Origin of the sequence: Gordonia sp. GONU (assembly GCF_024733855.1) — a bacterium.
Taxonomy (GTDB): domain Bacteria; phylum Actinomycetota; class Actinomycetes; order Mycobacteriales; family Mycobacteriaceae; genus Gordonia; species Gordonia amicalis.
In genome coordinates, this window is sequence record NZ_JANRHB010000012.1 from 1 (window position 1) to 26,498 (window position 26,498).

General features: G+C 65.3%; 23 protein-coding genes. 10 read left to right on the top strand and 13 right to left on the bottom strand.

Annotation, left to right across the window (positions count from 1 at the left end):
* Positions 1-146 precede the first annotated feature (146 nt).
* The 5 genes from NWF34_RS13020 to fgd all read right to left on the bottom strand — a co-directional run bounded on the left by NWF34_RS13020 (position 147) and on the right by fgd (position 5,248).
* Positions 147-1,232, bottom strand: coding sequence for an LLM class flavin-dependent oxidoreductase (locus tag NWF34_RS13020; protein WP_258325240.1), 1,086 nt, complete (start codon positions 1,230-1,232; stop codon positions 147-149).
* Positions 1,233-1,372: 140 nt separating this feature from the next.
* Positions 1,373-1,879 (bottom strand): flavin reductase family protein, encoded by a 507-nt coding sequence (locus NWF34_RS13025; RefSeq protein ID WP_258325241.1) that lies wholly within the window; start codon positions 1,877-1,879, stop codon positions 1,373-1,375.
* Positions 1,880-2,335: 456 nt separating this feature from the next.
* Complete coding sequence (locus tag NWF34_RS13030; RefSeq protein ID WP_191834571.1) at positions 2,336-2,932, bottom strand: TetR/AcrR family transcriptional regulator; 597 nt, start codon at positions 2,930-2,932, stop codon at positions 2,336-2,338.
* 31 nt (positions 2,933-2,963) lie between these two features.
* Positions 2,964-3,995 carry a DMT family transporter gene (locus NWF34_RS13035; RefSeq protein WP_191834572.1) on the bottom strand — a complete coding sequence of 344 codons (1,032 nt, stop codon included), beginning with the start codon at positions 3,993-3,995 and terminating at the stop codon, positions 2,964-2,966.
* A gap of 242 nt (positions 3,996-4,237) precedes the next feature.
* A complete protein-coding gene (gene fgd / locus NWF34_RS13040; RefSeq protein WP_191834573.1) occupies positions 4,238-5,248 on the bottom strand; it encodes a glucose-6-phosphate dehydrogenase (coenzyme-F420) in 1,011 nt (336 codons plus the stop codon).
* 200 nt (positions 5,249-5,448) lie between these two features.
* Between fgd and NWF34_RS13045 the strand changes: the two genes are divergently transcribed.
* Complete coding sequence (locus tag NWF34_RS13045; RefSeq protein ID WP_191834574.1) at positions 5,449-7,374, top strand: ABC transporter ATP-binding protein; 1,926 nt, start codon at positions 5,449-5,451, stop codon at positions 7,372-7,374.
* Between the two features lie 39 nt (positions 7,375-7,413).
* Here the strand turns inward: NWF34_RS13045 and NWF34_RS13050 are convergent, their stop codons facing one another.
* Genes NWF34_RS13050 through NWF34_RS13060 form a run of 3 tightly spaced genes read right to left on the bottom strand, consistent with a single transcriptional unit; the run spans position 7,414 to position 9,110 of the window.
* On the bottom strand, positions 7,414-7,707 hold the full coding sequence (locus NWF34_RS13050; protein ID WP_191834575.1) for a hypothetical protein: 294 nt from the start codon (positions 7,705-7,707) through the stop codon (positions 7,414-7,416).
* Between the two features lie 34 nt (positions 7,708-7,741).
* The gene (locus tag NWF34_RS13055) at positions 7,742-8,167 is read right to left on the bottom strand and encodes a YidH family protein (RefSeq protein WP_096274780.1); all 426 of its coding nucleotides are present in this window, start codon (positions 8,165-8,167) and stop codon (positions 7,742-7,744) included.
* The gene (locus NWF34_RS13060; protein WP_191834576.1) at positions 8,136-9,110 is read right to left on the bottom strand and encodes an alpha/beta hydrolase; all 975 of its coding nucleotides are present in this window, start codon (positions 9,108-9,110) and stop codon (positions 8,136-8,138) included. Before NWF34_RS13060 ends, NWF34_RS13055 begins: the two co-directional genes overlap by 32 nt.
* 144 nt (positions 9,111-9,254) lie before the next feature.
* Between NWF34_RS13060 and NWF34_RS13065 the strand changes: the two genes are divergently transcribed.
* On the top strand, positions 9,255-13,133 hold the full coding sequence (locus NWF34_RS13065) for a Pls/PosA family non-ribosomal peptide synthetase (protein ID WP_191834577.1): 3,879 nt from the start codon (positions 9,255-9,257) through the stop codon (positions 13,131-13,133).
* Positions 13,134-13,215: 82 nt separating this feature from the next.
* Here NWF34_RS13065 and NWF34_RS13070 read toward each other — a convergent pair whose 3' ends face one another.
* Positions 13,216-13,797: an HdeD family acid-resistance protein gene (locus NWF34_RS13070; RefSeq protein WP_191834578.1), complete on the bottom strand. Its 582-nt coding sequence runs from the start codon at positions 13,795-13,797 to the stop codon at positions 13,216-13,218.
* A 91-nt stretch (positions 13,798-13,888) separates the two neighbouring features.
* On the opposite strand from NWF34_RS13070, the gene NWF34_RS13075 reads away from it, so the two are divergent.
* Both NWF34_RS13075 and NWF34_RS13080 read left to right on the top strand, forming a co-directional pair.
* The gene (locus NWF34_RS13075; RefSeq protein WP_258325242.1) at positions 13,889-14,764 is read left to right on the top strand and encodes a thioesterase family protein; all 876 of its coding nucleotides are present in this window, start codon (positions 13,889-13,891) and stop codon (positions 14,762-14,764) included.
* A 79-nt stretch (positions 14,765-14,843) separates the two neighbouring features.
* Positions 14,844-15,908 carry a DUF4185 domain-containing protein gene (locus NWF34_RS13080; RefSeq protein ID WP_191834580.1) on the top strand — a complete coding sequence of 355 codons (1,065 nt, stop codon included), beginning with the start codon at positions 14,844-14,846 and terminating at the stop codon, positions 15,906-15,908.
* 115 nt (positions 15,909-16,023) lie between these two features.
* Here NWF34_RS13080 and NWF34_RS13085 read toward each other — a convergent pair whose 3' ends face one another.
* The 3 genes from NWF34_RS13085 to NWF34_RS13095 form a co-directional block, all read right to left on the bottom strand.
* Positions 16,024-16,758, bottom strand: a complete 735-nt coding sequence (locus tag NWF34_RS13085; protein WP_258325243.1) for a DUF305 domain-containing protein — start codon at positions 16,756-16,758, stop codon at positions 16,024-16,026.
* A 70-nt stretch (positions 16,759-16,828) separates the two neighbouring features.
* Complete coding sequence (locus tag NWF34_RS13090) at positions 16,829-17,275, bottom strand: hypothetical protein (RefSeq protein WP_258325244.1); 447 nt, start codon at positions 17,273-17,275, stop codon at positions 16,829-16,831.
* 19 nt (positions 17,276-17,294) lie between these two features.
* Positions 17,295-18,599 carry a phosphatase PAP2 family protein gene (locus NWF34_RS13095; protein WP_258325300.1) on the bottom strand — a complete coding sequence of 435 codons (1,305 nt, stop codon included), beginning with the start codon at positions 18,597-18,599 and terminating at the stop codon, positions 17,295-17,297.
* A 244-nt stretch (positions 18,600-18,843) separates the two neighbouring features.
* On the opposite strand from NWF34_RS13095, the gene NWF34_RS13100 reads away from it, so the two are divergent.
* From NWF34_RS13100 to NWF34_RS13110, 3 genes are all read left to right on the top strand, one after another.
* Positions 18,844-19,059: a hypothetical protein gene (locus tag NWF34_RS13100; RefSeq protein WP_005194730.1), complete on the top strand. Its 216-nt coding sequence runs from the start codon at positions 18,844-18,846 to the stop codon at positions 19,057-19,059.
* 89 nt (positions 19,060-19,148) lie between these two features.
* Positions 19,149-19,919 (top strand): deoxyribonuclease IV, encoded by a 771-nt coding sequence (locus NWF34_RS13105; RefSeq protein ID WP_024497425.1) that lies wholly within the window; start codon positions 19,149-19,151, stop codon positions 19,917-19,919.
* Positions 19,920-20,328: 409 nt separating this feature from the next.
* The gene (locus NWF34_RS13110; protein WP_258325245.1) at positions 20,329-22,164 is read left to right on the top strand and encodes an acyl-CoA dehydrogenase; all 1,836 of its coding nucleotides are present in this window, start codon (positions 20,329-20,331) and stop codon (positions 22,162-22,164) included.
* Positions 22,165-22,486: 322 nt separating this feature from the next.
* Here NWF34_RS13110 and NWF34_RS13115 read toward each other — a convergent pair whose 3' ends face one another.
* A complete protein-coding gene (locus tag NWF34_RS13115; protein ID WP_258325246.1) occupies positions 22,487-22,630 on the bottom strand; it encodes a hypothetical protein in 144 nt (47 codons plus the stop codon).
* A 174-nt stretch (positions 22,631-22,804) separates the two neighbouring features.
* On the opposite strand from NWF34_RS13115, the gene NWF34_RS13120 reads away from it, so the two are divergent.
* From NWF34_RS13120 to NWF34_RS13130, 3 genes are read left to right on the top strand one after another with little or no spacing between them, the layout of a single operon-like run.
* Entirely contained in the window at positions 22,805-24,208 is a 1,404-nt protein-coding gene (locus tag NWF34_RS13120) for a hypothetical protein (RefSeq protein WP_258325247.1), read from the top strand.
* Positions 24,208-25,095, top strand: a complete 888-nt coding sequence (locus tag NWF34_RS13125; protein ID WP_258325248.1) for a GHKL domain-containing protein — start codon at positions 24,208-24,210, stop codon at positions 25,093-25,095. Before NWF34_RS13120 ends, NWF34_RS13125 begins: the two co-directional genes overlap by 1 nt.
* The gene (locus NWF34_RS13130; protein WP_258325249.1) at positions 25,088-26,494 is read left to right on the top strand and encodes a phosphotransferase; all 1,407 of its coding nucleotides are present in this window, start codon (positions 25,088-25,090) and stop codon (positions 26,492-26,494) included. Before NWF34_RS13125 ends, NWF34_RS13130 begins: the two co-directional genes overlap by 8 nt.
* Positions 26,495-26,498: the final 4 nt, after the last annotated feature.

A 26,498-nucleotide genomic window follows, 5' to 3' on the forward strand; every position in this document is an offset into this window, starting at 1 on the left:
CTCCCGATCGCCGTGGTCGACCTCGGCGATGCGGAGGTGACGGGAGTCGACGATGGTGCCCAAGGCATGGTCCTTTCGGGATGAGTCGGCCCGCCGGACGCCGTTGTCCGGCGGGCCGATCCAGTTGGTCGGTGAAGCGGCGGGTCTCAGCCGTTGAGGTGGGCGAGCTGCGGGGCGACCTTCGCGCCGAGGAGTTCGAAGCTGCGTCGGTAGGGTTCCGGGTTGTCGGTGTACTCGTGGACGAAGCTGACCAGGGTGCCGAAACCGCCGACGGCGTTGTACAGCTCCTCGATGCGGGCGGCGACCGTGTCCGGCGAACCGATGATGAAGAAGTTGTCGATCATCCAGTCGAGATCCAGATCGTCCTCGCTGATCTCGCCGCCGGTGAGCAGCGGCCCGAGGCCCAGACCCTTGAAGGTCGGGATGTTGTACTTGCCCCACAGGGTGCCCATGGCACCGTTGCGGACCAGGTCCAGAGCCTGTTCGTCGGTGTCGGCGACGAAGATGTCGCGGCAGACGCGCCAGTCGGCCTTGGACGGGTTGTATCCCGCTTCCTTCGCCGCGGTGGAGTAGGTCTCCCAGTGGTTGATCCAGGTCTTCTCGTGCACCTGCTGGCTCAGCAGGTAGGCGCCACGCGAACCGGCGAACTTGATGGTCGAGGAGTTCTCCGACATGCCGGTGATCATGATCGGGATCTGAGCCTGAGCCGGCTTGAGGTGCGGGCCGGCGATCTCCTCGTCGTAGGCGGGCATGTCGACCGAGAAGTACTCACCCTCGATCTTGAAGGCGCCCTCGCGCTTGAAGATCGCCTCGAGGATGTCGAGTGCCTCCACCATCATCTTCGAGTTGTTGGCACCACCCCCGGTGCCGAACAGCTGTGCGTCGGAAGCGTATGCGCCCGGAGCGATTCCGGCGATGTACCGGCCTCCGGTCATGTGGTCGAGCCACATCATCCGGTGCGCCAGCGCGATCGGGTTGTGGTACGGCAGCAGGTGTGCGGCTGCGCCCAGGGTGAGCCGCTCGGTCACCTGGGACGCGGCGGCGATCATGGCGTCGGGGGCGGGCGACGGCTCACCGCCGAGGGTGTAGTGCTCGGCGAAAAAGGCCTCGTCCCAACCGTATTCCTCGGCCCATTTCACGAGCTGGAGGTCCCAGTCGATGACCTCTTTGGCGGTGCGCTTGCCGTGGGCGTAGTCGTGCGAGTAAGGCGCGCTGAAGGTTCCGAATCTCATTGATCTCCTCTTTCTCGATGGACCGGCGGGCGCCGGGTGGGTAGGGCGGGATGGCCGGCCGGCGCGGTGCGCCGTCGGTTGAGTTCTGGTGGCTGGGGCCTGGGGGAAGGAAGGGGGCGTCGCCGTGACCGACGGCCGCCCTAGGCGGGCGTCGGCTCGGCGAGTCGGCGGAATCCGCTGCGATGGAAGATGATCGGCTCGCGCGGCGTGGACTCCTCCGCCTGCCCGAGTTCGAGGACCTCACCGAGCACGATCACGTGGTCGCCGCCGTCGAGAATGTCCGCGATCCGGCAGTCGAACCAGGTCACCGTCTCACCGAGGATCGGATTGCCGGTGGAAGTCGTTGTGTAGTCGAGGGATTCGAATCGGTCACCGCCGCTCGAGGCGAACTTGCGGGCCAGCTCCGAGTGCTGCTCCGACAGGATGTTGACCGCGAACGATCCGGTTTCGGCGATCACCGGCCAGGTCGTCGAGGTCCGGGCAGGAGCGATGGCGATCAGCGCCGGCTCGAGCGAGAGCGACATGAACGACTGGAGCGTCATGCCGTGCGGACGGCCGTCGTCGACACCGGTGACGATCGTGAGGCCGCTGGGGAACTGGCCGACGGCCTTCTTGAACGCGTCATGGTCGAACGCTTGGGTTGGCATGAACCACCCCTTCCGAGGTTCTGAACATTTGTTGAAACTTTGTTGGACGTAAACCTAAAGGCGGGCATCCTCGCTGTCAACGGGTAGTTCCCAAGTTTTCCGCGCTGTAACAAGCGAACTCGGTGTTACACGGGTGTTAACCGGGGGCTGGATTCTAGCCAGTTCCCGACCCGCACATGTCGTCAAAATTGAGACATAACTGAACGTTTGTTGTAGCTTTGCGGTGAGCAGAGAGCGGACACGCATCCGGTAAGACAATTCAGACCCCGGCCTTCAGCTCGGCGAGCAGGGCGTGTCAGCCCGACCACACCGAGCTGAAATCCGCCCCCAAGAACCGCCCCCGAAATCGGCCCTCCAGCAGGACGCCGGCGACATATCGCCCGTGCCGGACTTTCAGAGGGCTCATCTCAGGGGCGCATTTCGGTGGATGGCTACGGGGGGCGTCGTCGATCGGGATCAGGCTTTCGCACCCGCGGAACGGGTCTTCACCTGCGGGTATTCGCGCGACTCGTCGGTGCGGATGATCGCGAGCACGACCTCACGGAGCTCTGCGTCCGACAAGGACGCGTCACCGACGTTGCGCTGGACCGCCGATCCGTCCCAGACCGCTTCGAGGATGGTGGCCACTTGCGCCGAGCAGTACGTCTCGACACCCGATTTGGCACGCTTGGACCACTTTCGGATGAGCTGCCGGTAGGCCTTCTCGCGAACACCCTGCGCGTACATCTCCCACATGAGAACGACGGATTGGGTGTCCTCCGAGAGCTTTCGCGTCATGTCGACGACTGCGTCGGCGAGATCTTCGTCGTTCCGGACGAACGTGAATCCGCTCTCGTACTTCTCGGAGATGCGGTCCACGTAGTAGGCGAACGCGTCGAGGAGCAGTTCATCGAGATCGGCGTAGTGATAGTTCACGGTGCCCAGCGCGAGATTTGCCGCGCTGCACACCTTTCGGTGGGTCACACTCTTGACGCCGCTCTCGGTGATCACCTGCAGAGCTGCTTCCATGAGAGCGGCACGGGTCGCCTCGGACCGCGCATTCTTCGCTTTCATGAGCCCTTCCCCGACATCGACCGAACTGCGATTATCGCACTCCGGAGTCGCGCACTGCAGTGGCACCCTGGGCATCGATGGCGCCGGCCGGCGCGACACTCTCGACACCACTGCCTCGGCGGGTCCGCGGCAGCAGCCGACGGGCGATCGCCACCCCGCCGATGCACAGCACGCCGCCGATGATGCCGATGCCCGTCGGGAGTTCGTCGAGTATCGCCCAGGACATCACGATGACGATCGCGGGAACCACGAGCGTCGTCGCCGCCATCGCGCCCGCATCGGTGCGCGCAAGCGCGTAGGCCCAGGTCGAGAAGGCGATCGCGGTGGGACCGATGCCGAGATAGATCACCGCGGCGACCGCCGGCGCGTCCGCGTCGGCGAGTTCGGCGATCGCGGTCGGCGCGAACGGGAGCGTCGCGACCAGGCCGGCGAGCGCACCGAGCCAGGTCGCGGTCAGCGCGCCGACCGTGCGGAGCGCGGACTTCTGGATGAGCACACCCGTCGCGTAGAGGCCCGCGGCACCGAGGCCCAACACGATGCCGAGCCAATCGGCGTGTGCGTCGGCGGTGGCCGAACCACCGACCGCGATGAGCACGACCCCGGCGAAGGCGATCGCCATCCCGATCACCAGGTGTCGCGGAAATCCCTCTCCCAGAAAGGCTCCCGCCGCCAGCGCGACGAGGATCGGGGCGAGGTTCACCAGCAGGGACGCGGTACCGGCGTCCAGATGTTGCTCGGCCCAGTTCAACAGCACGGTGTAACCCGCGAACCAGGCGACACCGTAGGCGATCACGAGACCCAGTGCCCGTCCGCGGGGAAACCACGCGGGGACCGGACGGTCGTCGTCGACGGCAGTGCCCCGTCTCCGCAAACGCACCACCAGCATGATGGCCGTCAGCGGGACGACCGCCGCGAGCAATCGCACGAACGCCATCGACCCCGGCGAGAACGAATCCCCCAGCGCACGAATGCCGATGAACGCCGACGCCCACAACACCACGGTGACCACCGCAGCGAGCGCAGGCAGAGAGACGACGCGGATGCGTGGCGGGAGCAGGGGCACGGTCCCAGCGTCGCGTATCGCACCCTGAAGGACAAGCGATTTCATGGGCTTCGACAAGCTCAGCCAGCGGGGGGGCAGCTCAGCCAGCGGGGGGCAGCCCAGCCAGCAAGGGCAGCCCAGCCAGCGAGGGCAGCCCAGCCAGCGAGGGCAGCCCAGCCGGCGGGGGCAGCCCAGCCGGCGGGGGCAGCCCAGCCAGCGAGGGCAGCCCAGCCAGCAGGGGCGGCCCAGCCGGCGGAGCGGGGCTAGCCGAGCTTGCGCAGGCGCGGTTCCAGATCGCGCTGGAAGTTCTCCAGGAACCGACGCTGGTCGTGGCCCGGGGCGTGGAAGACGAGGTGGTTGAGCCCCGCGTCGGTGTAGAACTTGACCTTCTCCACGGCCTCGTCGGGGTCGGACGCAACGATCCAGCGCTTGGCGACCTGCTCGATGGGCAGTTCGTCGGCGAGACGTTCCATCTCGGTGGAGCTGTTGACGCTGTGCTTCTGCTCCGGCGTCAGTGACAGCGGCGCCCAGAAGCGCGTGTTCTCCAGTGCCAGTTCGGGATCGGGATCGTAGGAGATCTTGATCTCGATCATCTTGTCGATGGCGTCGAAGTCCCGTTCGGCCTTCTCCGCACCTTCCTTCACCGCCGGCAGCAGCTTCTCGGTGTAGAGCTCGGCGCCCTTGCCCGAGGTGCAGATGAAGCCGTCCCCGGCGCGACCCGCATACCGGGCGACGACCGGACCACCGGCGGCAACGTACACCGGGATCGGTTGTTCCGGAACGTCATACATGTACGCACCCTGCGTGTGGTAATACTCGCCGTCGAAGTTGACCTCGTCGCCGGTCCACAGTTCACGCATGAGAGTGATCGCCTCGCGCAGGCGGGCGAAGCGCTCCTTGAACTCGGGCCACTCGCCCTGGAAGCCGGTGGCGTATTCGTTGAGCGCCTCGCCGGTGCCGACACCGAGCATGATGCGGCCCGGGTACATGCAGCCCATCGACGCGAAGGCCTGGGCGATGACGGCCGGGTTGTAGCGGAAGGTCGGGGTCATGACCGATGTGCCGATCTGAACGCGCTTGGTGCGCTCGCCGACGGCCGCCATCCACGCGAGCGAGAAGGGAGCGTGGCCGCCGTTGTGCCGCCACGGCTGGAAGTGGTCGCTCACCGCGACCGAGTCCAGTCCGTGTTCCTCGGCCGCGACCGCGATCTCCACCAGCTCGCGCGGATCGAACTGCTCCGCCGATGCCTTGAAACCGAGCTTGAGTTCTGCCATGAGCCTCGCCCCTAACCGTCGGCCGTGCCGACCTGACATTCCCTGGTCGATCCGCTGATCGTGATCGCCGTCTGTGACCTCAGTTACCAACCTAGAGCATGGGTGGCGGGACGCCTCTCCAGCTCCCGGCGTGCACCTCCACCCGCATCCGGAAGGGACGAATGGACCTCAAGTTGACTTGAAGTCCTACCCTGGGCGACATGAGCATGGAGTCGGTCGCGTGGGACATGATGTACAAGTCGTCGACCTCGCCGGACGGTAAGCGGTTGCGGGGGGATCGGCGTACGACGCTGCGTCGGATCAGCGGGTTCGCCGGACCCCATCGCCGCCGGATAGCGCTGTTCCTCGTGCTGTCCGTGTTCACCGCGGTCCTGACGGTGGTCACGCCGCTCCTCGCCGGACGCGTCGTCAACCTCATCACCGACAGCGGGTCCGAGGCGATGATCGTCGGTCTCGCGGTGACGATCGCCCTGATCGCCGTCGCCGAGGCGGCGGCCGGAATCGGGGTGCGGTGGCTGTCGTCGAACATCGGCGAGGGCCTCATCCTCGACCTGCGACGCGCAGTCTTCGACCATGTCCAGCGGATGCCGGTCGCCTTCTTCACCCGCACCCGGACCGGCGCCCTGGTGAGCCGGCTCAACAACGACGTCATCGGCGCGCAACGCGCCTTCAGCGACACGCTCTCGGGCGTCGTGTCGAACATCGTGACGCTCACGCTGACGCTGGGCGTGATGATCTACATCAGCTGGCAGATCACGCTGCTCGCCCTCGTGCTGCTGCCGATCTTCGTGGTCCCGGCGCGCCGGATGGGACGCCGGATGGCCGCCCTGTCGCGTGAGGCCGCCGAGCACAACGCCCGGATGTCCACCCAGATGACGGAACGGTTCTCCGCACCCGGAGCCACCCTGGTCAAGCTGTTCGGACGTCCCGACCTGGAATCACGCGAGTTCGCCGACCGTGCGGATCGCGTGCGCGACATCGGTGTTCGACGCGCGATGCTGCAGGCCTACTTCTTCACCGCGTTGACGCTGGTCTCGGCGCTCGCGCTCGCCCTGGTCTACGGGCTCGGGGGATGGCTTGCGGTGAACGAACATCTGTCGGCGGGTGCGGTCGTCTCGCTCGCCCTGCTCCTCACCCGCATGTACGCCCCGCTCACCGCGCTGGCGAACGCACGGGTCGAGATCATGAGCGCGCTGGTCAGTTTCGAGCGCGTCTTCGAGGTCCTCGACCTGACACCGCTGATCACCGACGCCCCGGACGCACGCCCGGTCCCCGGCACCGAAAGCGGCCGGCCGGTCCCGGTGTCGGTGCGCTTCGACGACGTCTCCTTCGCCTACCCCGCCGCCGACAAGGTCTCGCTGGCATCACTGGAAGAGGTTGCACAGCTGGACAACCGGGCGGGTACGACGGTTCTGCACCACGTCGACCTCGATGTTCCCGCGGGCAGCATGGTGGCTCTTGTCGGCAGTTCGGGTGCGGGCAAGTCGACGATCGCGAGTCTCGCGACCCGGCTGTACGACGTCGACGAGGGCTCGGTGCAGCTCTCCGGCGTCGACATCCGCGACCTGCAGACCGCGTCGGTGCATCGCACCGTCGGCCTGGTCACCCAGGACGGCCACCTCTTCCACGACACCATCCGCGCCAACCTCGTCCTCGCTCGACCCGACACCTCCGACGAGGAGATCTGGGACGCGCTGCGCCGGGCGCGTCTCGACGAGCTGGTGGCGTCGTTGCCCGACGGACTCGACACCATCGTCGGCGAACGCGGATACCGCCTCTCCGGCGGTGAGCGCCAGCGGATGACGATCGCGCGGCTACTGCTCGCGCAGCCGTCGGTGGTGATCCTCGACGAGGCGACCGCACATCTGGATTCGACCTCGGAGGCGGCCGTTCAGGAAGCATTGGGCGAAGCCCTCGAAGGCCGGACCTCGATCGTGATCGCACACCGCTTGTCGACGATCCGCGCGGCGGACCAGATCGTGGTGCTCGAAGCAGGACGCGTCGTCGAACGTGGCGATCATCCGACGCTGCTGGCGCGCAACGGACGCTACGCCGAGCTCTACCGCACGCAGTTCGCCGACGACGGCGACGAGGGCGAGGACGACGGCGGGACGCTGAGCGCCTGACTCCGGCTTTCCCGGAGGGGGCTCACCAGAACCTTCGGATCAGGCAGCAGGGGGAGGGTTGTCGTCGAGGTCGTCGAAGTTGTCGATCAGCGGACGCCGGGGGCGCTTCGGGTCCTTGGCGCGCTCTGCGCGGCGGCGGCGGATCTGCAGCACGATCAGCACGATGTTGACCACGATGATGGCGATCCCGACGGCCACCCAGAACCAGCGGCCGTCGCGCCACCAGTCGACGGTCAACCAGCCCAGGCAGACGATGAGGATGGCCGCGCCGACGCTGGTCATCGTCGTCGACAGCGTCTGCGCGCCGCGGGAGAAGTCGGGGCCGGTACTCACGGGAACTCCTGGGTAGAACAGGTCGGGATGGCGATCAGGTCTGGATCACGACGACAACCGCGATCAGGATGGCCACCACCACTATCGCAGTGACGACGAACAGGATCTGGGCCGGGCCCGGCATCTGTCCACCCTGCTGGAGCACTCGCATCGTCCGCCGCCAGCGCCACGCACCGATCACGGCGAGGGAGCAACCCAGGGCGACGAGGACGAGACCGAGGACCAGTTCGAGCACCGGATCGTCGATGTCGGGGGCGAGGTAGACGATCGCCATACCTGCCGCCATGAACCCCATCGCGGTCCGCACCCACGCGAGGAGCGTGCGTTCGGCGGCGAGGGTGAAGCGCGCGTCGACCGCACCGGGCGGGGCGTCGGTGGGTGGCGCGGCGGTGGGGACGGCACCTGCTTCGGTGCCGGGGCGGCTTTCGTCAGCCGACCCGTTGGTCCTCTCGGTCGTCAGTGCTCTTGCCCTCTCGTATCGCCTGTTTCGCGAAGGCCGCGGTCACCTCGATCGCGTGGATGGTCTCCGGGTGATGCGAGGCCAGCACCGGGAACGCGTGCACCTGCCAAGCGTAGCTGTGCGCGAGGGCCTCGATCCCCGCCTGGTCGAGAATCTCGACCAGGTCGATGACGTCGGGCTCCAGCATCTCGCCCTGGGCGGTGACCATGACCGTCGGCGGGAACTCGTCCGGATCGAGATCGGAGATCCGGCGCACCCCCGTCAGCGGCACGGGACCGCGATCGAACTTGGGGGCCAGCTTGGCCATCTTCGACTTCGGCAGATAGGCGTCGGAGCGACTGGACCGGTCCGGGTTGGTACCCAGGTCCACGTCGAGCAGCGGAGAGAAGCCGATGAGCGCCGCCGGGGCCGGTAGTCCGCGCTCGGCGACGGCCTCGACGACCTTGGCCGCGAGGAACCCGCCCGCCGAATCACCGGCGACGATGACCCGCCGATAGTGGCGTTCGTTGATCAGTTCGGCGTACGCGTCGATCGTGTCGGCCACCGATGCGCCCACCCCCGCCTTCGGCAGCTGCCGGTACTCGAGTGAGAACACCGGGATCTCGCAGGCGCGCGCCAGCCGCGCGGCGATCGAACGGTGGGTACCGAGACCGCACACGACGAAGGCGCCGCCATGCAGGTACAGCATCGCCGTGTCGCTGTCCCGGCGCGACGGACCGGCGGGCATGATCAGCTCCGTGGAACGACCCGCGAGGGTCAACTGCTCGCGGACGACCCCGCGGGGTTTGGGTCCGACCGCCATCAGCCGGTCGATCAGGAACAGACCGGCGAGGCCCGCACTGTTGACCGGCCACAGGGTGAGCATCGGCTTCAGGAACAGGCGTGATCCGAGCCAGAGAGGATATGACAGGAGACTCGGCCGCCGGTGATGGACGATGGGCATGGAATTCCTCCTGGTCTGAGCCGAAGCTACACCCTCGGCACCCCTCCTGTATCCGGTAAACGCCGGGGAAAAACATTCACCGGGCCGAGCCCTGCTGGTCACCTGGGTCGGCTATATTCTCGAACTCGTGACTAGACGGTGGCTGTGACGCAGGTACAGATCTCTCCTCAGTTCCTGCTGTCCGCGCAGGCAGACGATCCGCGGACCCTGTGTGACGTCCTCACCGAGACCGCGCGGGCGAACCCCGACGCCGCCGCGATCGACGACGGCGACGTCACCCTCACCTACGGCCAGCTGCTGGCGCTGATCCGACGCACCGTCGCTCGTCTCGCCGAGGTGGGCGTCGGGCACGGCAGCCGCGTCGGCATCCGGATGCCGTCCGGTTCACGCGATCTGTACGTCGCCATCCTGGCCACGCTGTACGCCGGTGCCGCCTACGTGCCCGTGGACGCGGACGATCCCGATGAGCGCGCCGAACTCGTCTTCGGCGAGGCCGACGTGGATGCCATCGTCGACGCCGACGGCCCGCACGCGACGAAACCCGCCGGCACCGCGGTCGCACCGGCGCGTCCGACACCCGACGACGACGCGTGGATCATCTTCACCTCCGGTTCCACCGGCACCCCGAAGGGTGTCGCGGTCACCCACCGCAACGCGGCCGCCTTCGTCGATGCCGAGGCACACATGTTCCTCGCCGACGCGCCGATCGGACCCGGTGACCGTGTGCTCGCCGGGCTCTCGGTCGCTTTCGACGCGTCGTGCGAGGAGATGTGGCTGGCCTGGCGCAACGGCGCCTGCCTCGTTCCGGCACCACGATCGCTGGTGCGCAGCGGCATGGACCTGGGGCCCTGGCTGGTCGCGCGGGACGTCACCATTGTCTCGACCGTGCCGACACTGGCGTCGTTGTGGCCACCGGAGGCCCTGGAGGCGGTGCGACTGTTGATCTTCGGCGGCGAGGCCTGCCCGCCGGAACTCGCCGATCGCCTCGCCGTGCCCGGGCGGGAGGTGTGGAACACCTACGGCCCCACCGAGGCGACCGTGGTCGCGTGCGCCGCCCCGCTCGGCGGACCCGGTCCGGTGCGCATCGGATTGCCTCTGCGCGGATGGGATCTCGCGGTCGTCGACGCCGACGGCCGGCCGGTCGCCGAGGGCGAGGTCGGCGAACTGGTCATCGGCGGCGTCGGACTGGCCCGCTACCTCGACCCGGCCAAGGACGCCGAGAAGTATGCCCCGATGCCGACCCTGGGCTGGGAACGCGCCTACCGCAGTGGCGATCTCGTGCGACTCGAGTCCGCGGGCCTGATCTTCATGGGTCGGGCCGACGACCAGGTGAAGGTCGGCGGGCGACGCATCGAACTCGGCGAGATCGACAATGCCCTACAGCACCTGCCCGGTGTGAGTGGCGCCGCCGCCGCGGTCCGCAAGTCCGCGGCGGGCAACAGCCTGCTCGTCGGCTACCTGGTCTCCGCTGATCCCGACTTCGACGTCTCGGCCGCGCACGCCGAACTCACCCGCCACCTGCCCACCGCGATGGTCCCGACCCTCGCCCTCGTCGACGAATTGCCCACGCGCACTTCGGGAAAGGTTGATCGCGATGCGCTGCCCTGGCCCCTGCCGGGCAGCAGCAGACCAGTGGATGAGGATGTGGAACTCGGTGAGACCGAGTTGTGGCTGGCCCAGTTGTGGACCGATGTGCTCGGCATCCGGGTCAGCAGCCCCGATGTCGACTTCTTCGCCGAGGGCGGTGGTTCGCTCGCCGCCGCACAGCTGGTGACCGCGATCCGCGGACGCCACCCGGACATCTCGGTCGCCGACCTCTACGACCATCCCCGTCTCGGCTCGATGGCCGAGATGCTGGACGCGCGCAGACCGACGACGAACATCGTCGAACGTCATGTGAGACCGACACCGCGCGCCACGGGCGTCGCCCAGGTCGCGCTGACCGTTCCCCTGACCACCCTGACCGGTCTCCAGTGGGCGACCTGGCTCGGCGTCGTGAACAACCTGGCCGCCGTCGTCGCCGACCGGATGAACCGCTCGGTCCCGTGGCTGGTCGAGGTGAACTGGTGGGTTCTGCTCGTCGCGTTCCTGGTCTTCATCACGCCGCCCGGCCGGATGTTCATCGCGGCGTCGGGTTCCCGTCTGCTCCTCGCCGGCGTCACCCCGGGTGAGTACCCCCGCGGCGGCGGCGTGCACGTGCGGCTGTGGGTGGCCGAACGACTCCTGGACGCGAGCGGTGCGGCGAACCTCTCCGGCGCGCCGTGGATGATCTACCTCGCCCGCGCTCTCGGCGCACAGGTCGGGCGGGGCGTCGACCTGCACACGATCCCGCCGGTCACCGGACTGCTGACGGTCGGGGAAGGCGCCTCGGTCGAACCCGAGGTCGACCTCGCCGGTTGGTGGATAGACGGCGACGTCGTCCACATCGGGGAGATCGCGATCAAACGCGGGGCGACGATCGGCGCACGGTCGACGCTCATGCCGGGAGCCGTCGTCGGACGTGACGCCGTCGTCGCGCCGGGTTCCGCGGTGTTCGGTCGGGTGAAGGCGCGCCAGCACTGGGCCGGCTCACCCGCGATCAAGGTGGGCAAGGCCGCACACCCCTGGCCCGATCACCGGCCACCGCGCGCCAGTGGCTGGGTGCCGGCGTACGGCCTGTCCTCGCTGGTCCTGGCCGCGATCCCGCTGGTCTCGCTGGCCGCGGGACTCGCCGTCATCGGCAGCTGGGCCCTCTCTGCGGACCGGTTGCGCGACGCCGCGGTCCGTGCGCTCATCCTCCTGCCGGCCGCGACCCTCACCAGCCTCGTCGTCTTCGCCGCGATCACCGCAGGACTGGTACGCCTGGCATCGCTGGGGTTGAGCACCGGCTACCACCCGGTGCGATCCCGGGTCGGTTGGCAGGTCTGGCTCACCGAACGGCTCCTCGACGCCGCCCGCACCTATCTGTTCCCGCTCTACGCCAGCCTGCTGACACCGATCTGGTTCCGCGTGCTGGGCGCCAAGGTCGGCAAGAGCACCGAGATCTCGACGGCACTCGTGCTGCCGCGCTTCACCACCATCGGCGACGGCGCCTTCCTGGCCGACGACACGATGGTCGCGTCGTATGAGCTGGGCGGCGGCTGGCTGCACATCGACGAGGCGAAGATCGGCAAGCGCTCGTTCCTCGGGAATTCCGGGATGACCGGGCCGGGCCGCAAGGTGCCCAAGAACGGCCTGGTCGCGGTGCTGTCGGCGACGCCGGACCGCGCGAAGTCAGGGTCGAGCTGGCTGGGCAGCCCACCGGTCCGCCTGCGCCGCACCGCCGCCGAGATCGACACGTCGCGCACCTTCGACCCGCCGACAAAGCTGAAGGTCGCGCGTGCCGCCATCGAAACCCTGCGTCTCATCCCGGTGATGGTGTCGTTCGGGCTCGGTGTCGGCATGTTGTTCGCGCTGCAGTACGTCGCCGTTCACCTGCACTACGGCATGGCCGCGCTGGTGAGCGGACTGTTGCTGCTCGGGGTCGGCGCCATTGCCTGTGGCACCGCGGCCGCCGCCAAATGGCTCGTCGTCGGACGCATCACGGTGAGCGAGCACCCGCTGTGGAGTTCGTTCGTCTGGCGCAACGAGCTGTCGGACGCGTTCGTCGAGACCGTGGCCGCGCCGTGGTTCGCCAATGCCGCCACCGGGACACCGATTCTCAACCTGTGGCTTCGTCTGCTCGGCGCCCGGATCGGGCGTGGCGTGTGGTGTGAGACGTACTGGCTACCCGAGGCCGATCTGGTCAGCCTCGGCGACGGCGCGACCGTGCAGCGAGGCTGCGTCGTCCAGACGCATCTGTTCCACGACCGCGTGATGGCCATCGACCGCGTCACCCTCGACGCCGGCGCGACCCTCGGACCGCACTGCGTCGCCCTTCCGGCGTCGGGGCTGGGCGAATCGGCAACGGTCGGACCGGCTTCGCTGGTCATGCGCGGCGACGTCGTGCCCGCGCACACCCGTTGGCAGGGCAATCCCATCGCCCCGTGGCCGACGGCGAAGTAGGTTCCGACCAGCCCGACCAGCAGGGCGGTCCTGCCGGCCGAGCCGCGTCGAACGAGCGCAGCGAGGACGCCGCGTGTCGAGGTCAGACCGCAGGCTCGACCGGGGCCTCGACCTTCTTGGGGAGCGTCAGGAGCGTCGCGATGGACAGTGCGACCAGCATGATGCCACCGACCCAGGCCAGGACCTGGAGCGAGAAGACCGGCAGGATGATCATCACGATTCCGGCGATCACCGCGACGATGCCCGAGAGGATCAGGAACCAGGTCGGGCTGTGACCGGACTTCGTGACCGCCGCATAGAGGTCGGCGACACCCTGGAAGATCCAGCCGATGCCGATGAAGACCGCGAGCAGCCATATCGCGTCGCCGGGGCTGAAGAGCGCGATGATTCCGGCGAGCAGCACGATCACGCCGACCACGCCGAGCAGTACGCGCACTCCCGTACTCAGGAACGACGCCGCGAACGCCTGGTAGATGCGGAAGATCCCGGCGATGATCAGCGAGATCGCGAACAGGATCGCCACCACGACGATGGTGGGTCCCGGCCACACGATCACCACGACACCGAGAACGATGCCGACGATCGAGGTGACGATCAGCGCGGTGCGGACGGCGCCGATCAGTTCGTCGGGGAAATGTTTCGTGTACGCCGTCGCAAATGTCATGGTCGAAGGTTATCGGGAGACGGACCCCGGCACATGCTGATCGCGGGGCCCTGGCACAAACCTGACTGCGGCTACCGGTAATAAGTAGCGGATGACCATCATCGCCTTTTTCGAGGCTGTCGAGACCTCCTCGGCGTCGGAGCTGCGCTACCGGCCCACGCAGTTCGCCTCCAGCCTGTGGGCGCCGGGGACGTTGAGCGGGCCTGCGGTGTGTGCGCTCGCCGCGCGCGCGGTCGAGGTGGAGTACGGCGACGATCAGTTCCTGCCGGCCCGATGCACGATCGACCTGTTCAAGGCCGCCCGCGACGTCATCACCTCCACACGGACGCGGCTGACACGCTCCGGTGGACGTATCCGGGTCGTCGACGTCGAGATCGTGCAACACCCGGAGGACAGCGAGGAGGTCGTCGTGGCACGAGGGACGACCGTGTTCCTGCGGACCTCGGCCAACCCGCCGGGAGAGCGATGGCAACGGCCGCCGGAGGCGGTGACGTTCCGTCCGCCGAGATCGACGCCCGCGGACGACGACCTCATCCCGCGATGGGCGTCCGACGCGCCGGGCCGTGCACCCAGGGAATGGGAGTACGAGATGCCCGATCACCAGAACGCCTATCGCAAACGAGTCTGGACTCGCGCGGCCCCGATCGTGCCCGGCGAGGAGCCGACGCCGTTCCAGCGCGCCGTGATCAGCGCGGAGTCGGCGAGTGTCATCTCGAACTGGGGTACCACCGGCATCGGTTTCATCAACTGCGACCTCACCGTGGCGATCAGTCGTCTACCCCGTGGTGAACGCATCGGCGTCGAGGCCGACCTCCATGTCGAGGACGACGGCGTCTCGGTCAGCAACGCGGGACTGTACGACGCCGACGGGATGTTCGGGACGGCGCTGGTGACCGCGGTGAACAACGCTGCGGCACAGATCGACTTCACCACCGTCGACACCACCGCACGCTATCGTCCACTCTGACCGTTTTCAGCGTTTCGCCAGGATAACGACCTATTCTTCTGGCCCCCAGCACCTCTCAGGTCTTGATAAGGTCTCGCCCATGACACGACGCCTTCATCGGCTTCTCCTGGGTCTCGTCGTCTCGACGCTCGCAGTTGCTCTGACGACGACACTGACCGCCTCGCCCGCACAGGCCGGGAATGCCGCAGGTCCGGCGACGATCGTCAATCGCCTGACGGGCCCGTTCGCGATGAACGACACCATCGGACGCTTCAACATCGTCGGCACCGATCTGGGCGTCATGTGGGACAACGGTCGCGGCGAGATCCTCACCGCATTCGGTGACACCCAGTCGTTCAACGGCTGGTCCCTCCTGTACGGCGAGCTGTACTACTGGCGGTCCAACGTCCTGCTGCGCAGCGCGGACCGCAATCTGGCCGACGGCATGACCTTCACCTCGCACGCCGGCCGCCCCGGCCACGCGAAGCGACTGCTGAAGCCCAATGTCCGTCGCGAGGTCACCATCATCCCGACCGCGGGCGTCGCCGCCAATGGCAAGCAGTACATGACCGTCATGTCGGTCAAGCGGTGGGATCAGCCGGGGATCTGGACGACCAACTGGTCGGGCCTGGTCGTCTCGAACGACAACGGCGAGAACTGGCGGGCCCTGAACGCCTTCCGGCCGAACGGAGGCGGCAACAAGAAGTTCCAGATGGGCGCCTTCCTGAAGGTCGGCAAGACCATCTACTACTACGGCACCCCGGACGGCCGGTGGGGCGGCGTCTATCTCGCCCGCGTCGACGAGAAGGACATCGAGAACCTCGGCAAATGGGACTACTTCTCCTACGGCCGTTGGGTCCGCAACGACCCCGGCGCCGCGACCCCGGTGATGGGCGCCCCGACCGGCGAGCTGTCCGTGGCCTGGAACGATTACCTCGGCAAGTACATCTCGCTGGCGAGCCAGGACATCGGCGTCACCCTCCGCACCGCCGATAACCCATGGGGCCCTTGGACTTCCGGTGAGATCGTCGCACCGTCCGCCGACCCGTACACCGGCTACGCGCCGTACATCCACCCGTGGTCGAAGGGCAGCACGCTCTACTTCACGTACTCGATCTCGATCGGCTATCAGGTCTATCTGATGCGGTTGCCCCTGAAGAGATGACACTGAAGAGGTGACGCTGACGAGATGACGCTGCAGCGCTGAGGTCGGCATAACAGGGGTGTGGGGCGGTTCCGGATCTTCTCCGAACCGCCCCACACCGCGTTCTTCGGGTGGTTCAGCCCTGGCCCAGCATCGCCCGCATCTGGTCGATCTCGGCCTGTTGCGTCTTCTTCACGTTGGTGGCAAGGGCTTTCGTGGCCGGGTCGGTGCCGTTGGCCAGCACCTTGTCGGCCATCGCGATGGCGCCTTCGTGGTGGCGGATCATGCCCTCGAGCCAGAGTCGGTCGAACTCGGCGCCACTGGCGTTCCGGAGTGCCGCCATCTGCGCCGCAGACATCATCCCCGGCATGTCCCCGTGGCCCATCCCGCCACCTCCGGGCCCCATGTTCCCGGGCCCCATGTCCCCGTCGTCCATGTGTCCGTCGTCCATGTTTCCGTGACCCATGTCCCCGTCGTCCATGTGTGCCCCCATCGGGACGCCCCATGACCTCAGACGGGCTGTCATCTGGTCGATCTCGTTCTCCTGCGCGTCCTCGATCGTGTTCGCGAGGGTGATCAGTTCGCGATTCTGCGTCCGGCCCTCGACGAGTTCGGCCATCATCACCGCCTGGCGGTGATGCGCGATCATCTCGGTGGTGAACTCGACGTCGGCGTCGTTGTGGGCCGACGCGGGCGACTGGCCGGGCGCGGACGAGCCCGCCGGGGACGATGTCGCCGGGCGGTCGGCGGAGGTTGCGCCGGAGGGAGATTCGTCGGACGAACATCCGGCGAGAGTGAGTGCGACGGCGGCGCCCAGGGCGGTCCCGATCGCGGCGCGGCGTCGAACAGTTGCATTGCGGTGTACAGACATCGGTTTTCCTTGCTGCTGAGGGTTTTCGGGTATGACGACATGGCGGACCCACGGGTCCGCGGACGTCTCCTCAGCAGCGGATCACCTGCAACTGCAGGTGCGAGCGGATGGCCCACGGGGGCGGACGTCCGAGGACGACGCCGCGACGAGCCGGGCGATACCGCGCTGCCGCCGACAGGGACAGGAAGGCCCAGACGAGCAGGACGAGAGCGGCAGTCGGAAGATCGATGTCGGCGGCCCGGGTGAACACGCACCCGTGGTCGTGATCGCCGCAGTCCGCACCGGACATCGACGGGGCCTCACCCATCACCGCGGCATGCGTCATCCCGGGCGCCGACGACGCTGCCGCCGTCTGATGACCGGCGTGGGAGTGGGAGCCGGCACGGCCTTCCGTTCCGGCACTGCGTTCCGCCCCGGCCGGACCCGCGACCACGGTGTGCATGAGCATCACCGCGAGCGCGAGCGGAAGGATCAGCCCCCGATACCGTCGTACGGTCCGGGCCCTGTGCCGGGTCATCTGTCCCAGGCTAGCGGGGTCACGACGCGGGCGTCGACACCTTCTCGGCGTCCGGGTCCTCACGGTCGGATTCGGTCCCGGCGGATTCGGTCCCGGCAGCTTCGGCCTCGGCGGCCAACCGTTTCTGTCGCGGGATCAGATACTTGCGATCGACGATCTGGTACGCCGCGATCACCGCTGCGGCGAGTGCCCACCCGAGCACGATGTCGAAGACGTAGTGCTCGGCGGAATAGACGAGGGCGAACGCCATCGCGAACGCGTAGCCCATGAAGAGCGTCTTGCCGAGCGCCTTCACCCGTGGCCACATGAAGAGCGCCAGCAGCATGGTGAGACCGGCGTGCAGCGACGGGATGGCCGCGACGAGGTTGGACTTGCCCTGGCCGAGGGTGACCAGGTTCGACGCGGCGTGGATGTTCAGGAAGTTCCAGCCACGCGCCGAGATGCGTTCCACGTACGGTTCCGCGTCGGGATGGGCGTTGTCCAAGGGCCCGAGCAGGCCGCCCGGTTCCTTGGCCACGGGCTCGTACATGCAGATCGGGTCACGCGGATAGTCCTGGACCTCGGCCGCGGTGCATCGTGCGGCAGCCCACGGCGGGGCACCCGGGACGAGGGTGTATCCGATGAGGGCGAGGAATGTCGTCGCGACGAAACAGGCTGCGTATCGACGCCAGGCCGCACGGTCCTTGAGCCACAGCCACGCGGCCACCGCATACGGGATGATGAAGTACGACATGTAGACGACGCTGACGATGACCTCCCACCAGGGTGGGCTCGCCTGCTTGAGGTTCTCCTGCAGCCACGCCGTGGGCGTGATGCCGCCGAAGAGGAACGCGTCGAAGTCGATCGCGAGATTCCAGTGCGTCGGCATGCCGACGACCTGCGCGATGTTGCGCGTCCAGTCGTAGAGGATCAGGATCAGGGCGAACGGCGCCCAGTCGAGGATGATCGTGATGAACCTGCGGCGCCCGATGCTGGCCGCCGCCAGTCCGAGGCACATCAGGATGATCAGCCGCGTGCGGTCGAAGGCCAGGCCCTCGAGGGCGATGTGCACCCCCATCAGCACGAACCAGGCGGTGACGGCGATGCGTCGGACCATGGTCAGGTCGCGACGGTTCTCGGGTTCGGCCTCCATCTCCGCGGCGGCGGCCAGGTCTTCGAGAACCGGCGCCATCTCCGGCGGGTCGACCTGGGACGTCTCAGGGGCGGATTCGGGTCCGGAGGGCGGTTGGTCGGGCTTCGACAGCGTCCCATCCGCCGAGTTCGTGTCATCAGGCTTCTGGCCCTCACCGCGTTCCGTGGACCTGCCCGGCCGCGGGAAGCCCACCGACTCGTCAACACTCACCCGACACAATCCCGCCCGTCACGCCCCTCAGGGCACCCACGCTCGTAACCTGCCGTCAGTGTAATGGCCATGTTCCATTGGTGAGCCATCGCAGCACGGCGCGTATCGCCGGTCGTCACGACGGCCCGATCACCCACCCGGCGACTGGTTTCGGCTGAAATACACCCCGTCGGGGTGTCGTGGATCACACTGGAGTCCGGCAATCCCCACTCCAGAGGAGGTCTCGGTGCCCAATCGCTACCTGCGCTACGGCGACCAGCGCTACATCATCACCAAGGAGGCGGAGGCTCGGCTGAACCGCACCCTCGATGCGGTGTATTCCGACGGGACTCGCGGCCATGAGTGGCTGAATCTGTATCACGACAGTGCGGCCCCGTGCCGCCTGCTGATCGCGGCCGGGGTACCGATCACGATCGAGACGGAGCCGGCACCCGGCGAGTGACGAGTCGTCGAATGACCGACCGCGGTGGCCCGTCCCTCGGGACACGGGCACCGGCATTGCCGCCCGGATGCGGGCACTATCGTTGACGCATGCGCATCGGAGCACACCTTCGCGAGGACACCGACCCGTTGGTCACCGCCACCGAACTCGGCATCGACGTCTTCCAGATGTTCGTCACCGATCCGCAGAGCTGGAAGAAGCCGCAACCGAATCCGCACGCGGCGGCGATCCGCGAATCCGATGTCGACGTCGTCGTGCACTCCAGCTATCAGATCAACGTCGCGAGCCTCAACAACCGGCTGCGCATGCCGTCGCGCAAAGCCGTCGAACAGCAGGCCGACGCAGCCGCCGAACTCGGGGCCTTCGGTCTCGTCGTGCACGGTGGGCATCTCCGTGACGGTGAGGAGTCGGCAGAGGGATTCGCCAACTGGCGCAAGCTCTTCGACCGCCAGGTCGACAAGGGCGGCTTCGGGGTGCCGATCCTGATCGAGAACACCGCAGGCGGCGATCACGCGATGGCACGGACGCTGGAGTCGATCGATCGGCTGTGGGAAGCGGTCGGCGACTTCGAACAGGCCGGCTTCTGCCTCGACACCTGCCACGCCTGGGCCGGCGGTGAGGATCTCGTCGGACTGGTCGAGCGCGTCAAGGAGATCACCGGACGCATCGACCTGGTGCACCTCAACAACTCTCGCGACGAGTTCGACTCCGGTCGCGACCGTCACGCCAACCTCGCCTCGGGGCACATCGATCCAGAGGTGCTCGTCGCCGTGGCCGCGGCCGCCGACGCGCCGGTGATCCTGGAGACGCCGGCCGAGGGCATCCCCGCCGACCTCGAATACCTTCGTTCAGCGCTCTAGCCGGTCACGACAGATTCCAGCCCGGAGCCGGAGGTCTCACGGGATACGCGGCCACGTTCATGACGACCGTTCCGTCACAGGGTCCGCCGTCGATCGTGGTGCGCCATACGCCTCCGGCCCTGCCGCCGCCAAGCGCATGACCGATTGGACCGCACGTCCCCGTCACCTGCAGCCATTGCCGGAATTGTCGTGCGGCATCGCCGGCCCGGCGGTCGGTGTAGATCACATCGAGCAGCGATTGATCCCCCGGCGATATGGGTCTATATTGGCGGTTACCGGCGAGTAACTTAGCTCGAACCGAGACTGCTCCACCGTGCCCGGCCGGTACCCACTTCACCGAGTGGGATCGGACCGGGACCTGGAACAACCCGCCATCACGCATACGGCCGCACCAGAGAAGGAATTCATCATGGGCCATTACAAGAGCAACATGCGCGACCTGCAGTTCAACCTGTTCGAGCTGTTCGAGCTCGACAAGGTGCTGGAGTCGGGCGACTTCGGCGACCTCGACCACGAGACCGCCGTCGACATGCTCCGCGAGGTCAAGGCACTCGCCGAGGGCCCGATCGCCGAATCCTTCGCCGACGTGGACCGCAACCCGCCGGTCTTCGACCCCGAGACCCACAGCGTCACCATCCCCGAGGGCTTCAAGAAGTCCTACAACGCCCTCGTCGAAGGTGGCTGGGACAAGATCGGCATCGCCGAGGAGCTCGGCGGCCTGCCCGCCCCGCGTTCGCTGTACTGGGCGATCGGCGAGATGATCCTCGGCGCCAACCCCCCGGTGTTCATGTACGCCGCAGGTGCCGGCTTCGCCAACATCTTCTACAACAACGGCACCGACGAGCAGAAGAAGTGGGCCGCGATCTGCGCCGAGCGCGGCTGGGGCGCCACCATGGTGCTGACCGAGCCCGACGCCGGTTCGGACGTGGGCGCCGGCCGCACCAAGGCCACCCAGCAGGAGGACGGCTCCTGGCACATCGACGGTGTGAAGCGCTTCATCACCTCGGCCGACCAGGACATGACCGAGAACATCTTCCACCTCGTGCTCGCGCGCCCCGAGGGCGCCGGCCCCGGCACGAAGGGTCTGTCGCTGTTCTTCGTGCCGAAGTTCCACTTCGACTTCGAGACCGGTGAGCTCGGCGAGCGCAACGGCGTGTTCGTCACCAACGTCGAGCACAAGATGGGCATCAAGGCCTCGGCCACCTGTGAGGTCACCTTCGGGCAGCACGGCACCCCGGCCAAGGGCTGGCTCGTGGGCGAGGTCCACAAGGGTATCGCGCAGATGTTCGAGGTCATCGAGCACGCTCGGATGATGGTGGGCACCAAGGCAATCTCGACGCTGTCGACCGGCTACCTGAACGCTCTGGACTACGCCAAGGAGCGCATCCAGGGTGCCGACATGACCCAGATGACCGACAAGGCCGCTCCGCGCGTGTCGATCACCCACCACCCGGACGTGCGTCGTTCGCTGATGACCCAGAAGGCCTACGCCGAGGGTCTGCGCGCGGTCTACCTCTACACCGCATCGCACCAGGACGTCGCCGCCGCCAAGATCGTCTCCGGCGCCGACGCGGAGATGGCGCACCGCGTCAACGACCTGCTCCTGCCGATCGTCAAGGGCGTCGGTTCCGAGCGCGCCTACGCCACCCTCGGTCACGAGTCCCTGCAGACCCTCGGCGGTTCGGGCTTCCTGCAGGACTACCCGATCGAGCAGTACATCCGCGATTCGAAGATCGACTCGCTCTACGAGGGCACCACCGCCATCCAGGCGCAGGACTTCTTCTTCCGCAAGATCATCCGCGACAAGGGCCAGGCCCTCGCGCACGTCGCCGGCCAGATCCAGAGCTTCATCGACTCCGAGGCCGGCAACGGTCGGCTGAAGGCCGAGCGCGCTCTGCTGAAGACCGCCCTCGAGGACGTCCAGGCGATGGCCGCCTCCCTGACCGGCAGCTTGATGGCCGCACAGGAGAACTCGGCCGAGCTGTACAAGGTCGGCCTCGGTTCGGTCCGCTTCCTGATGTCCGTCGGCGACCTGATGATCGGCTGGCTGCTGCTGCGTCAGGCCCAGATCGCCCTCGCCGCGCTCGACAACGGCGCATCCGACAACGACAAGGCCTTCTACGAAGGCAAGGTCGCCGTGGCCAGCTTCTTCGCCAAGAACATGCTGCCGCTGCTCACCTCCGTCCGCGTCACCGTCGAGAACGTCGACAACGACATCATGGAGCTCGACGAAGCTGCCTTCTGATCTAGCAGCCGAACCTTCTAAGAACTCCCACATCTCGGTACCGAGATGTGGGAGTTCTTTCCTTAGTGCCAGGCTTGAACCCAACCGGGCCAGATAGCAACTAGCATGTAGCCCAAGGTTTGCTACACGACGCGACCCTCGCGCGTCCCGACAGATACAGCGCGGCACCGCGCTAGCGGACCACGACGAAACGTAGGAGTCGAGACTCATGTGGATATCCCGAATCCGGGTGACCGGCGGATTTCTGAGCGGGCTCGACGTCTCTCTCAGTCGCGGCCTGAATGTAGTCATTGGCCCGCGTGGATCAGGGAAAACGACTTTCCTAGAGCTCCTGCGGCATGCGGTGGGCGCACAGCACGCCGAACAGAGTCCCCAGCTCGCCCGCCAACGAAAGGCGTTCCTGGATGCGGTCCTCGGTGCGGGCGACGTCGTCGTTGATATTGAGTCCGACGATGGCGGTAGACATCTCGTTGTCGATGCGCAGGGCGCTGGCCAGCGGCCGGACCTCTCGAGTTCAGTACTGGTACTTGGTCAGAACGAGCTAGAAGAAATCGCTTCTGACGCTCCTAGTCGCCTGAAGCTTCTAGATCTGCGGGCAGCAGCGAACGTTTCTGTTCCAAGTCGCGATGACGCCGCCACTATGACCTCCGACATCTACGACATCAGAAGCGAACTGGAGGACCGGCGAGAGGAAGCCAAGAAGCGGGTTCGGCTACTCGCCGATCGCGAACTTCTCGCCTCGCAGGAGAAGTCGCTTCTCGGAGACAGTGCGGGTCGCCTGACCGACCAGAGAAGCGCCCTGCACCAAGCCGAAGATCGCGTACTGAGCACTGGCCGCACCCTCGAACGAATCAAAGAAGTACAGAAAGAACTAGGGGATATACTCCGACTTCACGCGGGACAGACAGAACGGTTGTCAACCGCAGCAGAAATGTCCGCTAAATTCCTTGATCGGGAGAGCGTCTCAATTGCCTTTACACAGGCAATAAGATCTGCGCGACAACTGGAAAACGATCTCAACATCGCCCAGGACGCACTGTCCTCGAGTCAGATCGTCACGCAGGACGAAAATGAGGCCGCCAGAGCAATGGCCGCGCCCATCAGAGAGCAACTCGAGCAAGCCGAGGCCGGGCTCGGCCAGATTACAGCACAACTGCGAAACATCGACGCCGAACTTAAGGCACTCGAGGACAATGATGAAGCACTCGACGCGTTGGAGATCCGACTCCGAGACCTCTTGCGCAAGCGCGCTGATGAACTAGATAAAGTCGAGCGAACCGAAGAAGAGTTTTATAGGGCACGCTTCGAAATCGCTTCGTTGACGACCAAGCAAATTGCCTCAAACGTCGTCGTGGTGGTGAACCATCTAGCCGACTCCGCCGAGTTCGCTGAGTTTCTTCAGCGCGAACTCAAAGGCACTAGCACTCGCGCTCGCGCTTCACTAATCGATTCAGTGTGTGAAAGCGTACTTCCAAGACAGCTTCTCGAAATGGTCGAGAATAACGATGTAGCAACATTTTCGGCAATCACAGGGATCAGCGTCGATCGCGCACAGAAACTGCTCGATAATCTGAATAAGAAACCGATTCTTAAAGGACTCACTCAAATCAACCTCTCAGACGAAGTGGACTTTCGCCTGCGAGACGGCGCGGTCGATAAGAGCGTCGATGAGCTCTCGACTGGCCAGAAATGCGCCGTTACACTGCCTATAGTTTTATCCGAGCGAGAACGGACCTTAATCCTCGACCAACCCGAAGACCATCTCGACAACGCGTTCCTCGTGGCAAACATTGTTACGGGACTTCGCACCCGTAGCAAACAGGGCGCCCAAACGATCGTAGCGACACACAATGCCAACATTCCCGTGTTAGGTTCAGCAGATAATGTCATTGTCTTAACAAGCGATGGAAAGAATGGAAGCGTAGAGGCTCAGGAGCAGTTCGACGACGAACAGATCGTTGATAGCATTACTCGACTAATGGAGGGTGGCCGCGACGCTTTTTCAAGACGCTCTGCCTTTTATAGCCAATACGGGACAGTCTGATGAGCGAGCACGAGGATCTAAGCCGCGTCTTACCAACCCTGACCTCGAACTCACCATCTGACCGAGCCAAGGCAGCTAGTTGGCTAGTCCAGCATCCACATGAGATCAGTGTCACGGAACTGATAAGGGCACTCCAATCTGAGAGCGTTCCGCAAGTACGACGGAATTTGCTGAAAGTACTGGAGACACGGCAGAAGCCTTCCTCTACTAATCGAGATGGAGCCGCCCGGCCGCTCGAAGCATCGCACTCGAACGTGGCGCGCCAACAGAGTGATGTGGATCTCGCAGCTCTGATTCGACACGAACTATCGCCCGCGGTTGGTTGGATCAGACTCGCGGCGGATGAGGAAATCACCAGCTTCGCCGATAGTAAAACCAATGACGCCGTCAAGAAACTACAGCGCAGAATTGACGGTCTCGTAGCCCTGATTAAGTCGAATGAAGACTTGAATCTGCGAAGAGTTCATATCTCCGGACTTCTATTTGATAACTGGCCCGACACACTGACGGCACCAGCAATCGAGCCCGCTGACGGATGCAAAGATATCGAGATCGAGACGGACGAGGGACTTTTTGGCCTACTTCTGTCAAATGTCTTTCAAAACGCGATCGATGCCTCCTTTTCAGTGTCCGAATCACCACAGGTGCAGATCAGGTGGGGCCACACTGAGCGCGACTACTGGATTAGAGTCACCAACCCATTCGGAGGCAACACGTTCCACCTTGATGACGTCTTGTCGGTCGGCAATTCTTCCAAACGGGCACACCAAGGGCAGGGTTTAGCACTGGTCGATGACATAGCTGCGACACTCGGCCTCACAATTTCACTTGAAGGAGTTGGAGGTATCGCTTCCTTCTCGATTACAGGAGAACGCCCCCATGATTAAGCCCATCGCGGTCCTGGTTGAGGATGATCCCGAACAGGCCGAAATTTCGCGAGCCGTGCTCGAATCCGCAGGGTTTGAGATTCAGTATTTCGAGGACCTCGCGACAGTCCTGAAATTCCTTGGCTCCGCCGCTGAGAACATCGATATGTTTGTTCTTGATCGTCGACTACCGCTCAACATAGGCGAGCCCGCATCCGATGAACTCGGTGACGAACTGCTAGCACGTGTACGGGAAGGCTACCCGGACGCACGTCTTCTTGTCTTTACAGGGTATGCAACCGTTAGGCACGTACAGGACGCTCTGAGTGGCGGAGGACAGTTGCCATCGCAGTCAGAGGTCGCTATAGATCGTATTACAGTCCTCGAGAAGGACCAGTCGTTGGAGTTCAAGCAACATGTTGCGGAATTTCGTCAACTAATACAACGTCTTGACGATATCGAGCTGACAACACCGGACGGCACTAAGCTCCCCCCGATCGACCAACGAGTACTGCGTCGCCTAGCGTTTGAATACCGTGCGGTCTCAGTGTCGGTCATTCCTCTGACAGGCGGACTCACGACCGCCGAGGTTTGGAAATGTGAACTGATGACTATGGAAGGCCACGTATCCACGGTCGTGGCGAAGAAAGTTGAAAGCACACGAACTCGAGGGGGACTTCCAGAGCTACTGCCGAGGGTAAGCACCACTGCTACGTTGGACAGCCTTTCAGGGCTGATGGCAGGAAGTAAGCTCAACCTTCTGCAAGTAGCCGGTGAGGATCCACGCGCTTTGATGGACCTGATTGGCTCGAACCCCGAGCACGCAGTCGAACTCGTTAGGCCTATTTGGAACTCGCTGTCCGCGGTCGCTGACCAGCGGCGGAGTTTGCCCATCGCCGACATTTGCGGACCACTCATTGAATGGAATGAGCTAGAAGGTCGACTTGTCGGACGTGAGGTTCAGGTCCCGCCAGGAAGCCTGACTGCCACGATAAGATTCGGTGTGCGCCACGGTGACCTGCACCCCGGAAACATCCTAGTCGACGAGAATCAAGCTGTCTTGATCGACTTTGACAGCACAACTTTCGGCGCTGGCGTCTTAGACCCTGTCACCATGCTGCTGTCGACGCTCGTCCACCCCTCATCTCCGATCCGCGGATGTAACTGGCCTGATGAGAACGAAATTTCTACCAAGTTCGGAACATCCGATTTTGGAGTTGGTCACCAATCTGAAGCGTGGTTCAAGGGCTTGTTCGGTTGGTTGACTGACTGTCGGACTAGTGATCGCGAATTCTGGGCAGTCGTATTGGCATACTCTTCGCGCCAACTCGAGTACCCCGATGTGGAGGCCGATTCACCTACTGTTGATCGACTGCTCGCTCTGTGCCGCCTAGCCGTTCAGAAGCTACTGGACACATAACACC